The 12,923-nt window shown below is 67.3% G+C and carries 15 protein-coding genes; 9 read left to right on the top strand and 6 right to left on the bottom strand.

Annotated features, from left to right (window positions below):
- Positions 1-6 precede the first annotated feature (6 nt).
- From WG898_RS15405 to WG898_RS15395, 3 genes are read right to left on the bottom strand one after another with little or no spacing between them, the layout of a single operon-like run.
- Positions 7-621, bottom strand: a complete 615-nt coding sequence (locus WG898_RS15405) for a GNAT family N-acetyltransferase (RefSeq protein WP_339603684.1) — start codon at positions 619-621, stop codon at positions 7-9.
- The gene (locus WG898_RS15400) at positions 618-845 is read right to left on the bottom strand and encodes a hypothetical protein (RefSeq protein WP_339603683.1); all 228 of its coding nucleotides are present in this window, start codon (positions 843-845) and stop codon (positions 618-620) included. The genes WG898_RS15405 and WG898_RS15400 overlap by 4 nt, the downstream gene beginning before the upstream one ends.
- Positions 845-1,699 carry an AAA family ATPase gene (locus tag WG898_RS15395; RefSeq protein ID WP_339603682.1) on the bottom strand — a complete coding sequence of 285 codons (855 nt, stop codon included), beginning with the start codon at positions 1,697-1,699 and terminating at the stop codon, positions 845-847. Before WG898_RS15395 ends, WG898_RS15400 begins: the two co-directional genes overlap by 1 nt.
- Positions 1,700-1,786: 87 nt before the next feature.
- On the opposite strand from WG898_RS15395, the gene WG898_RS15390 reads away from it, so the two are divergent.
- From WG898_RS15390 to WG898_RS15365, 6 genes are all read left to right on the top strand, one after another.
- Positions 1,787-2,431 carry a c-type cytochrome gene (locus tag WG898_RS15390; protein WP_339603681.1) on the top strand — a complete coding sequence of 215 codons (645 nt, stop codon included), beginning with the start codon at positions 1,787-1,789 and terminating at the stop codon, positions 2,429-2,431.
- A 142-nt stretch (positions 2,432-2,573) separates the two neighbouring features.
- On the top strand, positions 2,574-3,806 hold the full coding sequence (locus WG898_RS15385) for a cyclic di-GMP phosphodiesterase (RefSeq protein ID WP_339603680.1): 1,233 nt from the start codon (positions 2,574-2,576) through the stop codon (positions 3,804-3,806).
- 72 nt (positions 3,807-3,878) lie between these two features.
- Positions 3,879-5,480: an ABC transporter substrate-binding protein gene (locus WG898_RS15380; RefSeq protein ID WP_339603679.1), complete on the top strand. Its 1,602-nt coding sequence runs from the start codon at positions 3,879-3,881 to the stop codon at positions 5,478-5,480.
- Positions 5,481-5,590: 110 nt separating this feature from the next.
- A complete protein-coding gene (locus WG898_RS15375; protein ID WP_339603678.1) occupies positions 5,591-6,502 on the top strand; it encodes an NF038122 family metalloprotease in 912 nt (303 codons plus the stop codon).
- A 34-nt stretch (positions 6,503-6,536) separates the two neighbouring features.
- Entirely contained in the window at positions 6,537-7,349 is an 813-nt protein-coding gene (locus tag WG898_RS15370) for a polysaccharide deacetylase family protein (protein WP_339603677.1), read from the top strand.
- A complete protein-coding gene (locus WG898_RS15365) occupies positions 7,327-7,608 on the top strand; it encodes a DUF5680 domain-containing protein (RefSeq protein ID WP_339603676.1) in 282 nt (93 codons plus the stop codon). The genes WG898_RS15370 and WG898_RS15365 overlap by 23 nt, the downstream gene beginning before the upstream one ends.
- 109 nt (positions 7,609-7,717) lie before the next feature.
- On the opposite strand, the gene WG898_RS15360 is transcribed toward WG898_RS15365, so the two are convergent.
- Entirely contained in the window at positions 7,718-8,575 is an 858-nt protein-coding gene (locus WG898_RS15360; protein WP_339603675.1) for a LysR family transcriptional regulator, read from the bottom strand.
- 98 nt (positions 8,576-8,673) lie between these two features.
- Between WG898_RS15360 and WG898_RS15355 the strand changes: the two genes are divergently transcribed.
- Complete coding sequence (locus tag WG898_RS15355; RefSeq protein ID WP_339603674.1) at positions 8,674-9,054, top strand: tautomerase family protein; 381 nt, start codon at positions 8,674-8,676, stop codon at positions 9,052-9,054.
- A 207-nt stretch (positions 9,055-9,261) separates the two neighbouring features.
- Complete coding sequence (locus WG898_RS15350; protein WP_339603673.1) at positions 9,262-9,708, top strand: hypothetical protein; 447 nt, start codon at positions 9,262-9,264, stop codon at positions 9,706-9,708.
- A 15-nt stretch (positions 9,709-9,723) separates the two neighbouring features.
- Here WG898_RS15350 and WG898_RS15345 read toward each other — a convergent pair whose 3' ends face one another.
- Complete coding sequence (locus WG898_RS15345) at positions 9,724-11,439, bottom strand: tetratricopeptide repeat protein (RefSeq protein ID WP_339603672.1); 1,716 nt, start codon at positions 11,437-11,439, stop codon at positions 9,724-9,726.
- Positions 11,440-11,560: 121 nt separating this feature from the next.
- Positions 11,561-12,307 (bottom strand): transporter substrate-binding domain-containing protein, encoded by a 747-nt coding sequence (locus WG898_RS15340; protein WP_339603671.1) that lies wholly within the window; start codon positions 12,305-12,307, stop codon positions 11,561-11,563.
- Positions 12,308-12,521: 214 nt separating this feature from the next.
- Here WG898_RS15340 and WG898_RS15335 point away from each other — a divergent pair, with 214 nt between their 5' ends.
- Positions 12,522-12,917, top strand: a complete 396-nt coding sequence (locus WG898_RS15335) for an MAPEG family protein (protein WP_339603670.1) — start codon at positions 12,522-12,524, stop codon at positions 12,915-12,917.
- The last annotated feature ends 6 nt before the right edge of the window (positions 12,918-12,923 follow it).

Below are 12,923 nucleotides of genomic sequence, written 5' to 3'. Positions count from 1 at the left end.
GTTGCGTCAGCGCGGTCGCGCCAATTGCCACTGCAGATGGGTTTTGATGGTCGGCCACTCGGGCGCGATGATGCTGTAGACGCAGGTGTCGCGCAGATTGCCGTCGGCGGTGCGCAGGTGCGAGCGCAGGATGCCGTCCAGTTGCGCGCCCAGGCGCTCGATGGCGCGCCGGCTCTGCGTGTTGAGGCGATGCGTGCGGAATTCCACCGCGATGCAGTCCAAGGTCTCGAAGGCATGCGTCAGCAGCATCAGCTTGCACTGGGTATTGAGGCCGGTGCGTTGCACGCGCGGCGCGTACCAGGTGGAGCCGATCTCGACGCGCCGGCTGGCGTGGTCGATGTGCATCAAGGTAGTCATGCCGGCGATGCGGCCGGCGGCGTCGAATACCGTGAAGGGCAGCATGCTGCCGGCCGCGTGCAGGGCCAGGCGCCGTTCGATCTCGGCCGCCACCTTGTCCGGATGCGGCACCGCGGTGTACCAGAGTTGGTGCACGCCGCCATCGGCGGCGGCTTCGGCCAGCCCCTCGGCATGCGAGCTGTGCAAGGGCTCCAGGCGGGCATGCTGGCCCTGCAGGGTGACCCAATCCGTGATGGCCGGGGTGATGTCGGGCAAGGGCTTCATGCGTCCTTCTTGATGAGCAGCCGGCGCAGCAGCCAGCGGCCCAGGCCCGAGCCGGCCACGATCAGCAGCAGGCTGGCGATCTGCGGCAGGCCATAGCCTGGGGTGTTGACGAAATCCAGGCCGAACTGCCGGCCCAGCAGCCAGCCGCCCAGGGCACCGACGACAAAGCCTATGCCATCGGCCAGGCCCTCGCGCAGCGCGGCTTCGGTTTGCTTGCTGCCCATCAGCGGTTGTGGCGTTGCATGAAGACGAGCTTCTCGAACAGGGTCAGGTCTTGCTCGTTCTTGAGAAGGGCGCCCACCAGCGGCGGGATCGCGACCTTGTCGTCCTGGCTCTGCAGCGCCTCGGTGGGGATGTCCTCGGCCACCAGCAGCTTGAGCCAGTCCAGCAGTTCGGAGGTGCTGGGCTTCTTCTTCAGGCCCGGCAGGTTGCGCACGTCGAAGAAGGTCTTCATGGCCGCCGCGAGCAGCTCCTTCTTGATGCCGGGGAAATGCACGTCGACGATGCGCTGCATGGTCGGCGCGTCGGGGAACTTGATGTAGTGGAAGAAGCAGCGACGCAGGAAGGCGTCGGGCAGTTCCTTCTCGTTGTTGGAGGTGATGAAGACCAGCGGCCGGTGCTTCGCCTTGACGAGTTGCCGCGTCTCGTAGACGTAGAACTCCATGCGGTCGAGTTCGCGCAGCAGGTCGTTGGGGAACTCGATGTCGGCCTTGTCGATCTCGTCGATCAAGAGCGCCACCGGCTGGTCGGCCGTGAAGGCCTGCCAGAGCACGCCCTTGACGATGTAGTTCTCGATATTGCGGACCTTGTCCGAGCCCTCGATGGAGGCCAGCTGACTGTCGCGCAGCCGGCTCACCGCATCGTATTCGTACAGGCCCTGCTGGGCCTTGGTGGTGCTCTTGATGTGCCACTGCAGCAGCGGCAGGTCCAGCGCCGTGGCCACCTCCTCGGCCAGCATGGTCTTGCCGGTGCCGGGCTCGCCCTTCACCAACAGCGGGCGCTGCAGCGCGATGGCGGCGTTTACCGCCAGCATCAAATCAGCGGTGGCAACGTACTGGTCCGAACCTTGAAACTTCATGGTGTAGATCAAACCCAAAGAGGCGGCGGGCCAGTATAAGGTGGTGCCTATAATGCGCCCCGGTGTCAGAACAAGACTTTCGGGATCATGAACAAACTTCTGCATATTGCCCTCGCCCTCGCCACCACCTGCGCCGCTGGTCTGGCGCAAGCTCAAGACGTGAAGGCCGGTGAGACGAAGGTCGCCATGTGCATTGGCTGCCATGGCATTCCCGGCTATCAGGCCAGCTTCCCCGAAGTGCACAAGGTGCCGATGATCGCGGGCCAGAACGCCAAGTACATCGCTAGCGCGCTGACGGCCTATGCCAAGGGCGAGCGCAAGCATCCCACCATGCGTGGCATTGCCCAGTCGCTCAGCGATGCGGACATCGCCGATATCTCGGCCTTCTACGAGCAACAGGCCAAGGCGCCCGAAGCGCCGCTGACCATCAACACGCCCAGCGACGAGGTCAAGGCCCTGCTGGACAAGGGCGCTTGCGCCTCCTGCCACGGCGGCAACTTCAGCAAGCCTGTCGATGGCGCCTATCCCAAGCTCGCCGGCCAGCATGCCGACTACCTCTATGTGGCGTTGAAGTCCTACCAGACCGAAGGCAGTGCGGTGGTGGGCCGTGGCAACGCCATCATGGGTGGGCAGGTCAAGCAGTTCAGTCACAACGAGCTGAAGACCCTCGCCAAGTACCTGGCCTCGTTGCAGGGCGAACTGCGCACGGTGCCGCAGAGCAAGATGCGCTGAGCCGTGCTTGCCTGGTTGAGAGGCCCGGCAAACTTTTTTGCATCAAGCCGCCGAATCAGGCGGCTTTTTTGTGTCTGAATGCGCGAACGCTGGCGGCGTGGCGTCGCATACTGGTCGGTACGCCAACGCAGACATCCGCGTCATGCTCAAGAAGATACCGATCAGCCAGCTCAAGCTCGGGATGTTCGTGCAGTCGCTGGAGGGCTCGTGGTTCTCCCACCCCTTCTGGAAGACCAAATTCGTGCTGCGCGAACAGGGCGATCTGGACGCCTTGCTGCGCAGCGAGGTGACGTTCTGCGTGATCGACGTGTCGCAGGGCCTGGATGTCGAGACGGCGCCCGCGCCGGCATCGGCAACAGCACCAGCACCAGCACCAGCACCAGCACCAGCACCAGCACCAGCACCAGCACCAGCACCAGCGGCACGCGTCAGCATGAGCGGCGAACTGGAGCGCGCCGCCCTGCTGGTGAACCGCTCCAAGCAGGCGGTAATGTCGCTGTTCGGCGAAGCGCGCCTGGGCCGTGCCATCGATGCCGAGCAATGCCTGCCCCTGGTCGAAGAGGTCGCCAACTCGGTGGCACGCAACCCCTCCGCCTTGATCAGCCTGGCGCGCCTCAAGACCAAGGACGACTACACCTATATGCATTCGGTGGCGGTGTGCGCGCTGATGGTCTCGCTGGCGCGCCAGCTGGGCTTCGGCGAGGCGCAGACCCGCGAAGCGGGCCTGGCCGGCCTGCTGCACGATGTGGGCAAGATGATGATGCCGTTGGCGGTGCTCAACAAGCCCGGCGCACTCACCGACGCCGAGTTCGACGTGATGCGCTCGCACCCGCAGCGTGGCTACGAGGCGCTCAAGGCCGGCGGCATGGTGCCCGAAGCGGCCCTGGACGTCTGCCTGCGCCACCACGAGAAGATCGACGGCAGCGGCTACCCGGGCAAGCTCAAGGGCGATGAGATCAGCCTGCTGGCGCGCATGGGCGCGGTGTGCGATGTCTACGACGCCATCACCTCGACGCGCCCCTACAAAGCCGCCTGGGGCGCGGCCGATTCGCTCGCGCGCATGGCGCAATGGACCGGACATTTCGACGCCAAGGTGTTCCAGGCCTTCATCCGCAGTGTGGGCATCTACCCGGTGGGCACGCTGGTGCGGCTGCAGTCGGGCCGGCTGGCGGTGGTGATAGACCAATGCCCGACATCGCTGACCACGCCCACGGTGCGCGTGTTCTTCTCCACCAAATCGCAGATGCCCATCCCTGTGCAGTTGCTGGACCTGGCCCAAGCCGGCTGCAGCGATCGCATCACCGGCCGCGAGAATCCGGTCGACTGGGGCTTTACGCATATCGAAGAGCTCTGGTCGCGCCCCGCTGCGCATTAGGGTCGCCCCGCTGCGCCGGCGCGCAGGCACTCCCTACACTCGGCCGCAACGACGTCGTTCGGGGGGCTGGGCATGAAGCATCGCGTGCTGATGGTGGGCGCTTGGGCCTTGGTGGCGCTGCTGGGTGCGGTGGCCAGTGCGGGCACCGCGGCGCAAACCCTGCGCTGGGCCAGCCAGGGTGATCCGCAGACCATGGATCCCCACTCTCAGAACGAGAGCATGACCAACAATATGAACGGGCAGATCTACGAGCGCCTGACCCGTCGCGACAAGCAGCTGCAGCTTGCCCCCAGCCTGGCCACCGAATGGACCCAGATCGCGCCGCTGCTGTGGCGCGTCAAGCTGAGGCCGGGCGTGAAGTTCCACGATGGCACGCCCTTCGGCGCCGACGACGTGGTGTTCTCGGTGAATCGCGCCAAGGAGCAGAGCTCGCAGATCGCCGTCTACGCCAATGCGGTGGGCATGCCGCGCAAGCTCGACGAGCTGACGGTGGAGTTCCAGCTCGCCAGCTTTAACCCGATCTTTCTGCAGCACCTGGACACGCTGTGGATCATGAGCAAGAGCTGGTGCGAGAAGCACAAGGTCACGCGGCCGCTGGACTTCAAGAACCGCGAGGAGTCCTACGCCGGCATGCACGCCAATGGCACCGGGCCTTACCGCCTGGTGACGCGGCAGCCCGGTATCAAGACGGTGCTGCAGCGCAACCCCGCCTGGTGGGACCGGCACGAGGGCAATGTGCAGGAGATGATCTACACGCCCATCAGCAACGATGCCACGCGGCTGGCGGCGCTGGTGTCGGGCGAGATCGACTTCGTGCTCGACCCCGCGCCGCGCGATGTGTCGCGCCTGCGCGCCACGCCGGGGCTGAAGGTGATCGAGGGGGTGGAGAACCGCATCGTCTTCATCGGCATGGACCAGCAGCGCGAGCAGCTGCAGTACGCCAAGGTGCCCGACGGCAGGAATCCGTTCAAGGACCTGCGCGTGCGCCGCGCCCTCTACCAGGCGGTGGACGTCGAGGCCATCCGCAGCAAGCTGATGAACGGGCTCTCGGCACCCACCGGCGGCATCACCGCCTCCACCCTGGGCGCCTACAACGATCCGGCGCTGGAAACCCGTCTGCCGCTGGACCTGGCGGCGGCACGCCGGCTGATGCATGAGGCCGGCTATCCGGAGGGCTTCGAGGTCACGCTGGACTGCCCCAACAACCGCTATGTCAACGACGAGTCCATCTGCCTGGCGCTGGCCAGCATGTGGGCGCAGATCAAGGTCAAGGTCAGGGTCAACGCGATGCCGCGCGTCAGCTACTTCCCCAAGATCGAGAAGTACGACACCAGCATGTACATGCTCGGCTGGGGCGGCGCCATCACCGATGCCGAGACCTTGCTGACCGCGGTGCTGCGCAATCCGGGCGAGCAGGGCGTGGGGTCCTACAACTACGGTCGTTCGCGCAACGACAGGTTCGACAGCCTGGCGGCGCAGAGCAGCAGGGAACCCGACGCCGGCAAGCGCGAGGCCCTGATCAAGGCGGCGCTGGCCGAATACCGCGAGCAGATCCAGCTGATACCGCTGCACCGTCAGGTGATCCCCTGGGCGGCGCGCGCCGGGGTCAATGTGGTGCATCGCGCCGACAACTGGCTGGAGCTCTCCTGGGTGAGCATGGCGGGCGCCAGGTAGGCCGTCCTGCCGGGCCGCAGCCATGTTGCGGTCGCTGTAGTTAGGGGCTGGCTAGGGCGGTGCTCGGGGCGTAGAGTCGGCGCCTGTCGTTTTGACCGATGAGGTGCCCCATGCCCCAAGCCTTGTTGCGCCGCAGCGCGCGCCTCTCGGCCCTGCTTGTCGCGTGTGCGGTGGCCGCGCCGACGCAGGCCCTGGTGATCAATGCCAGCTTCGGCCCCGGTGTGGATGCGGCGGCCCAGGCCGTCATCCTTTCCACCATCGACGGCTACCAGGCGCTGTTCAGCGACAGCGTCACCATCGGCATCCGCTTCGAGAACATGAACACGGGCCTGGGGCAGAGCAACACCAATATCTACCAGCTGCCCTACGCCGGCTTTATGGACAAGCTGCGCGCCGATGCCAGCAGCCCGGTCGATGCGCTCGCGATGGCCCATATCCCGCTGGGGCCGAATCCGGTGAACGGCGGTGCCAGCGTGATACTGACGCGTGCCACCGCCAATGCGGTGGGCTTCAATGTGCCGGCGCCGGTCGATGGTCTGGACAGCACCATAGGCCTCAATCTCGGTCTGATGAACTACACGCGCAGCAGCATCGACCCCGACAAGTACGATCTGCAGACCGTTGCCTCGCACGAGATCGACGAGGTGCTGGGCACCATCTCCGGCGTGGGCGGCGGCTTCATCTTTCCGGTGGACCTCTACCGCTACAGCGCCGCCGGCGCGCGCAGTTTCACCACCGTCGGCGACGACGCCTATTTCTCCATCGACGGTATCAACATGCTGGTGCGCTACAACCAGAACCCGGCGGGCGACTATGGCGACTACTGGGGCGCCGGCCCGCATCCGGTGCATGTGCAGGATGCCTTCGGCACGCGCGGCAGCTTTGCCGACCTGGGCGTGGAGATCGTCGCGCTAGACGCGGTCGGCTTCACCCTGGCCGCCGCGGTGCCCGAACCCGCCAGCGCCGCGCTGTGGCTGGGCGGCCTCGGCCTGCTGGGCTGGCTGCGCCGGCGCCGCGACTGAGCCCGCGGCCGTCCCGGTGGCGCAAGATCGGGGCATGTCCGACGCCGCGACCACCCTGCATGCGCATGGCTTGAGCCGTCGAGCCTGGCTGGCGGCAGGGTTCGGCGCTGACCGGTCATGGGCGCAGCCGGCATCGCAGCGTGTGCCGGTGCTCTGCTACCACCGCGTGGCGGCCACCGAAGCCGACGGCATGACGCTGCGCAGCGCCAACTTCGCCGCACAACTCAGCAGCATCGAGGGGCTGGGCTGCCGGCTTGTGCCGCTGGCCGATGTGGTGGCGTATCGCTTGGGTCGGCTGGCCAGCCTGCCGCCGCGCGCGCTGGCGCTAAGCATCGACGATGGCCATCGCTCGGTGCACGAGGCGATGGCACCGCTGCTGCTGGCGAGGCGCTGGCCAGTCACACTCTTCATCTACCCCTCGGCGATCTCCAATGCCCGCTATGCGCTGCGCTGGGAGCAGTTGCGCACGCTGGCGGACACGGGCCTGTTCAGCGTGCAGTCGCATACCTACTGGCACGCCCATCTGCTGCGCGAACGGCGCCTGCGCACGCCGGCTGATTACCAGGACTTTGCCAGCGTGCAGTTGAGACGCGCCAAGGAGACTCTGGAAGCACGGCTCGGCGCAGTGGTGTCGCTGCTGGCCTGGCCCTTCGGGCTCTATGACGCGGGCCTGTGCGAGCTGGCACGGCAGGCTGGCTACGAGGCCGCCTTCGCGCTGGGCGGGCGCGCATGCACCTTGGACGATCCTGTGTTTGCCCTGCCGCGCTATCTGATGGTGGACAGCATCACGCCCAAGCGCCTGACGGGCCTGCTGCTGCACGCCTTTGGCGAAGTGCCCGGCCGCTGACCCCCGGCGTCGGCAAGCTTCCAACTGCGGCGCGGTCCGGGGCGCGGCCGGCCCCATCTATGCACTCTTGCGCCAGGCCCTGCTGGCCGCGCCGGCGGCCTTGCCCCTGCGTGGGCCGGCCGAGTACGGGCGGGCTGGCCTCAGCTACGCCTGTGAGATCAGCGGCACGCTCGACGGCTTCGAGGGCCGGGAGCGCATTGAAGATGATGCTGGGGCGGTGGTCTACGATTTGCGATTCAACGGTAGCCGTGTGGAATGAGCGTTCGCATCGCGCTTTTTGCTCCGCCATGCGCCGCTGCAAGGGGCGCGTCCGCCGCGCATCACGCGCCAGGTGGCGGCGACGATGAGCGACGGGGCGCTCTGAGGCTTCAGCCTCGCACCGCGCTCCGGAACGCCGCCGCCAACGCCCCCAGCGCCGCGTGCGGCCGGCCGCTCTTGAGGCGTGAATGCAGCAGCACCGGCAGGCGCGGCAGCGCGGGCAGGCCGAGCCGGCGGCCGACGTCCACGGCACCGAAGGGCAGCATGCGCGGCGCCAAGGCCGCAACGCCCAGCCCGGCCATCACGGCCGCGCTGACCGCCGCGACACCGCCGCCGCAGAAGATCTCCTTCCAGGGCTGACCCGCCGCGTCAAGCAGTTGGCAGGCCATTGCACGCACGCCACAGGGCTCGGCCAGGGTGGCCAGCGGCAGGGGCTCGCCGGCGCGGTGCTGCCAGCCCGGCGCGGCGAACCAGCCGAACTGTTCCTCGGCAATCAGCGTGCCGCTCCGGCGCCCCAGTTGCTGGCGGACGATCACGGTGTCGAGCTCGCGGCGGTCGTAGCTTTGCAGCAGCTCGCGCGACGACGCGATGCGGATCTCGATCAGCAGCTGCGGATCCTGGGCATTCATGCGCGCGATCAGCGCGGGCAGGTCCGGCCCCGCCACATGGTCGCTGATGCCGATGGTGAGCCGCTGCCGGGCCTCGACAAACACGGCGAGCGCGCGCTCATGGGCCTCCAAGAGTGCGCGCGCCCGGTCAAGAAATGCCGCGCCCTGGGCCGAGAGCTGCACATAGCGCGGCGTGCGCTCCAGCAGCCGGCAGCCCAGCCGCGCCTCCAGCCGCTTGAGCTTCAGGCTCACCGCGGCCTGGGTGGTCTGCAGCGCCTCGGCTGCGCGCGTGAAGCTGCCAAGCTCGGCAATGCGCACAAAGGTTTGCACCGTATCCAGGTCGAGGGGGCGATCAATCATTTCAGATGATTATCGTTGATATGCAATTCATGGGCTTGCTGAAATGATCGGCTGGGCCGTACCGTCGAGCCCTCAGTGAACCAACAGGACCCATCAGCATGCCTCTGCTCCACCTCTCCATGCGCGCCGGCAAGCCGGCGGACTACCGCCAGGCGATTCTTGACGGCATCTACCGCGCCATGCGCGAGACCTTCAAGGTGCCCGAAGACGATCAGTTCATGCTCATCACCGAGCATGAGGCGGCGAACTTTTGCTACAACGCCTCGTACATGGGCATGGCGCGCAGCGACGAGTTGCTGTTCATCCAGCTCACCGTCAGCAACACCCGTGGCCTGGCGCAGAAGCAGGCGCTGTTCCGGCGCATCGTGGAGCTGCTGGGCGAAGGCCCGGGCGTGCGGCCCGACGATGTGTTCATCAACCTCGTGGAGGTGGCGAAGGAAAACTGGTCCTTCGGCCATGGGCTCGCGCAGTACGCCTGAGCCTAAGCCGGCTGAAACCTGAAGACGGGACAGGCGCGGCGCCGGCGCCCGCCTGCTGCGCCTGCAGCTGCCTCAGTCCGGGCCAGATGGCTAAACATACAGGCGGGAAAACCGCGTCATGGCGGGCGTTGACGCATCGCATAGTGGCCTCGCGCAGCTGTGCGCAAGCGCCAACACCAGCGCCTTCTTGGTGTAGGAGTCCTTGCCATGAGTCTCACCAGAATCGCGATCGCCTCGCTCTTCGCCTCCGCCACACTCATGCTGGGCAGCGCGGCCAGCGCCCAGAGTTCCAGCTACACGCCCGGCACGGTCTGGACCTTCTCGCATATCAAGATCGAACCCGGGCAGTTCGAGAACTACATGGACTTCCTGGCCAAGACCTGGAAGAAATCCAATGAGTTCGGCATGAAGGAGGGCAATGTGGTCTCCTACCATGTGTTCTCGGTGAACAACCCGCGCGAGGGCGAGCCCGACCTGATCCTGGCGATCGAAGCCAAGGACTACATGAGCAACGCCGACCAGCTGGCGCTGCAGAAGAAGTACGAGGCCTTCATGGCGATGGACCAGCGCAAGATGGACCAGGCCGGCGGCGAGCGCAAGGTGATGCGCAAGCTGGCCGGCGGCATGGAGCTGCAGGAGCTCAAACTCAAGTAAGCAAGAGAGCGCGACTCAGGCGCCGCGCAGGGCGGCGTCGGCCAGCTTCCAGCTGCGCTCCAGCGCGGGCAGGAGTCGCTCGGCCTCGGCCTGCTTGCCCTGCGCCAACAGGGCGCGGCGCAGGCCCTGCAGGGCCCAGCCGCTGTGCGGATGCGCGGCCAGGCTGGCGCGGTAGCTGGCCTCGGCCTCGGCATAACGATTTGCCTGCAGCTGCATGGCGCCCAGCTGCAGGCCTGCGCCACCGGCCAGCATGGGCGGCTCGCTGCGGTCGGCCGCGGCGGCGGCATTCACCGCTTCGGCTTGCAGGGCCAGGGCCGCATCGACGCGCCGCTCGGCCCATGCCAGCTCGGCGCGCAGCTGGGCCTGCGAACTCTGCGCCAGGCTGCGCAGCATCTTGTGGAACTCGCTCGTGCCGGCAAATTTCCTCAGCAGCGCGGCGGCGGCCGGCTCCAGCTTGGCCAGGGCCTGGGCGGCCTCGGCGGTCTGGCCGCTGCGCGCCAGCGCCGTGCCGCGCGCCAGCTGGCCCAGCAGGGCGGCCACGCCCAGCTCGCCGCCGGGCAGCGGCTCCTTGAGCAGCTCGTCCCAGCGCTGCAGGCGCAGCAGGGTCAGCATCGGCAGGCTGCGCTGGTACTCGGCATAGCTGTAGTCGCCGCTGGCCAGCGCAGCGGCGGCGCGCGCGGATGACAGCGCCAGCTCGCCGCGGCCCTCCATCAGCGCGCCATACCACTGGAAGTGCGTGTTGTGCTGGCGCCAGTCCTTGCTGACGCTGAAGTTCTGCGCCTTCAGCTCGGCCATCAGCGCCAGGTCGGCCGCATTGGCCTGCTGGTTGACGCGCGTGGCGTCGGCATAACGGCCGATCTGCGCATAGGTGTGGGCCGGCATGTGCAGCAGATGCGGCGACTTGGGCGCCAGCGCGCCCAGGCGGTCGGCGGCGGCCTCGGCGCGCTGCGCTACCTGCGGCGCATCCACGGTATGGATCAGGTAGTGGTTGAGGCCGGTGTGCTCCGGCTGCCTGGCCAGGCCGGCCTCAAGCCGCTCGGCCAGCTCGCCGATGCGGCCGGCGGGCTGGCCGCTCGCCGGGTCCCACCAGTCGCCGCGCGTGGCCACCAGCTCGGCCTCGGCATAGATCGCCAGCACATCTGCATCGCCGGCGAAGCGATCGGCCAGCTCGCGCATGCGCTCGGCATAGGCAAGGTCCAGCGGGTCGGCCCTGTCCTCCGCCTGGTCGGAGGCCGCCGGCCCGCAGACGGCGGCCTGCAGCGGCGCGAGATTCCGGGCCTCGCTGCCATGGCCGTAGCGCAGCGCCAGCGATTCGATCAGCGCGCGCTCCAGCGGCGTGGCAGCGGCACCGTGCTTGAGCGCATGCTCGACATGGCGCAGCGCCTCCTTGAGGTCGCCGCGCGTGGTGTTGTTGATATTGGGGCCCAGCTGGTAGGCCACCCCCCAGGCGCACAAGGCGCAGCCGGGGTCATGGGCGAGCGCGGCCTTGAAGGAGCGCACCGCCTCGTGCTCGTTGAAGGCATAGGCCTGCGCCATGCCCTGGGCGAACAGGCGGCGCGCCGCGGCGTTGGCATGGCTGGGCGTCAGGGCCACCGTGCCAAAGCCGTCCAGCAGCGGCGCGGTGGCGTGGCGGTCGGGGGTAAAGGGCAACAACGCACAGGCACCCAGGGCGGCGATGGCCGAGGCTTGCAGGCTCAAACGCAGGGCGCTGCTTGGAATGGAGTGCTTCAAGATAGCGGCCATCGCCATGCCCTTGCGCTGTGAAAGCCGCAAGTATCCCCCTGTCGGACGCCGCGGTGCTGCGCAAACCTGGCGTCAAAGCCGCGCTGAAATCCGACGCTCAATGCTGCCCCTACTGGCCGGCGCTCCAGTAACGATCAAGCAGACCTTCGTCCTTCATCTGCCGGAGCGTGTTGGCAAGCTTGACCGCCAGTTCCGCGTGCCTGCGCTGCAGATAGGCATGCAGGGGCATCGGTGCGCCGATGCTGAACAGCTTGTGCAGGCGCCCGCCGTCCAGCATGTCCTGCGCCAGCGGCTCGTTGATCATCTCGGTGTTGACCTCGCAGAACAGCTGCACATGCCCACGCTCCAGCATGCGCAAGGCCTGGGCGGTCTTGCTCACCCCGTTCAGGCGTGCGGGTGGCAGCAACTCCTTGAGCGTTTTCTCACAGCCCACCACGCCACGGTGGTAAGCCGCGACCAACGCACTGTCACGCAACTGCTCCAGGCGGTTGATGTCCGGCATGGGGCGGCCGGAGTAGACATTGAACACCGCGGTGATGATGGACATCTCCACCCGGACCATGTCGGGGTGCTCCGCGGCATAGGGCGCGGCACGCGCTATATCGCCGTCGATGCCGCCTTGGCTCGCCAGCATGGACAGCCTGGCCAGCGGCACCTCGGCGACGACAAGGCGCAACCCAAGGCGCCTGAGCGCCTCGGAGTAGACGCGGCGCTGCCATTGGCCCAGCGGCGAATCGGGGGGCGAGGAGAGACCGAACACGAAGCTCGGTGCGTCCTTGGCAAGTCCGGTGGTTTGTGCCCGCAGGGGCTGTATCAATGCGATGCAGGCAAGGCAGAGAAACAGCGTGCGTACCATGGCGCTGCAAGGAAGGTGCATGGGAAGAGTCAAGATTGTCTGGTCAGCATTCTCCTGCACAGGCCGGCGCATCGCCCCGCCCCGGTGCCGGTAGCGTCGCAGTTTCCATCCAGTATGGCGCCAGGCGGCGCGGCGTGACGCCCGTTAAAGGCCTGTTGGTGTATCGAGGTTCCCGGAATAATGGCAGGTCTTCACCAGCCCCGGAGTGCACAAGATGACTCATTTGCTCAGCCTCGTGGTCTGTATGGCCGGCATCAGCTGGTTGCTGTTGCTGGCGGCCAGCCTGATACGTGCCAAGGCCTGGACCCCCGCGGGCATGCGCTACGCGATGGGCAACCGCGATCAGCCGCCCGCGGCGACGGCGTTTGCCGGGCGCGCCGAGCGCACCGCCCGCAACACGCTGGAGAACTTCCTGCTGTTCGCGGTGCTGGCCCTGGTGGCCCAGGTGTCGGGCGCGCAGTCGCCACGCATCGTCCAAGGTGCCGAGCTGTTCTTCTGGTCGCGCCTGGTGTTCATCGCCGTCTACTACCTGGGCATTCCCTATCTGCGCACCCTGGTGTGGGGCGTGGGCGTGGTGGGTCTGGCGATGATGGCCGCGGCGCTGACCTGAGGCAGC

This window comes from Paucibacter soli, from assembly GCF_037482845.1.
Lineage (GTDB): Bacteria > Pseudomonadota > Gammaproteobacteria > Burkholderiales > Burkholderiaceae_C > Paucibacter_B > Paucibacter_B soli.
This window is presented reverse-complemented; position numbering and strand designations above follow the sequence as displayed.

Excerpts from the sequence above, each read along its gene's own strand:
- WG898_RS15340 (WP_339603671.1), bottom strand. The coding sequence starts at position 12,307 with ATGGTACGCACGCTGTTTCTCTGCCTTGCCTGCATCGCATTGATACAG.
- WG898_RS15350 (WP_339603673.1), top strand. The coding sequence starts at position 9,262 with ATGAGTCTCACCAGAATCGCGATCGCCTCGCTCTTCGCCTCCGCCACA.
- WG898_RS15385 (WP_339603680.1), top strand. The coding sequence starts at position 2,574 with ATGCTCAAGAAGATACCGATCAGCCAGCTCAAGCTCGGGATGTTCGTG.
- WG898_RS15335 (WP_339603670.1), top strand. The coding sequence starts at position 12,522 with ATGACTCATTTGCTCAGCCTCGTGGTCTGTATGGCCGGCATCAGCTGG.
- WG898_RS15400 (WP_339603683.1), bottom strand. The coding sequence starts at position 845 with ATGGGCAGCAAGCAAACCGAAGCCGCGCTGCGCGAGGGCCTGGCCGAT.
- WG898_RS15380 (WP_339603679.1), top strand. The coding sequence starts at position 3,879 with ATGAAGCATCGCGTGCTGATGGTGGGCGCTTGGGCCTTGGTGGCGCTG.
- WG898_RS15395 (WP_339603682.1), bottom strand. The coding sequence starts at position 1,699 with ATGAAGTTTCAAGGTTCGGACCAGTACGTTGCCACCGCTGATTTGATG.
- WG898_RS15370 (WP_339603677.1), top strand. The coding sequence starts at position 6,537 with ATGTCCGACGCCGCGACCACCCTGCATGCGCATGGCTTGAGCCGTCGA.
- WG898_RS15390 (WP_339603681.1), top strand. The coding sequence starts at position 1,787 with ATGAACAAACTTCTGCATATTGCCCTCGCCCTCGCCACCACCTGCGCC.
- WG898_RS15405 (WP_339603684.1), bottom strand. The coding sequence starts at position 621 with ATGAAGCCCTTGCCCGACATCACCCCGGCCATCACGGATTGGGTCACC.
- WG898_RS15375 (WP_339603678.1), top strand. The coding sequence starts at position 5,591 with ATGCCCCAAGCCTTGTTGCGCCGCAGCGCGCGCCTCTCGGCCCTGCTT.
- WG898_RS15360 (WP_339603675.1), bottom strand. The coding sequence starts at position 8,575 with ATGATTGATCGCCCCCTCGACCTGGATACGGTGCAAACCTTTGTGCGC.
- WG898_RS15355 (WP_339603674.1), top strand. The coding sequence starts at position 8,674 with ATGCCTCTGCTCCACCTCTCCATGCGCGCCGGCAAGCCGGCGGACTAC.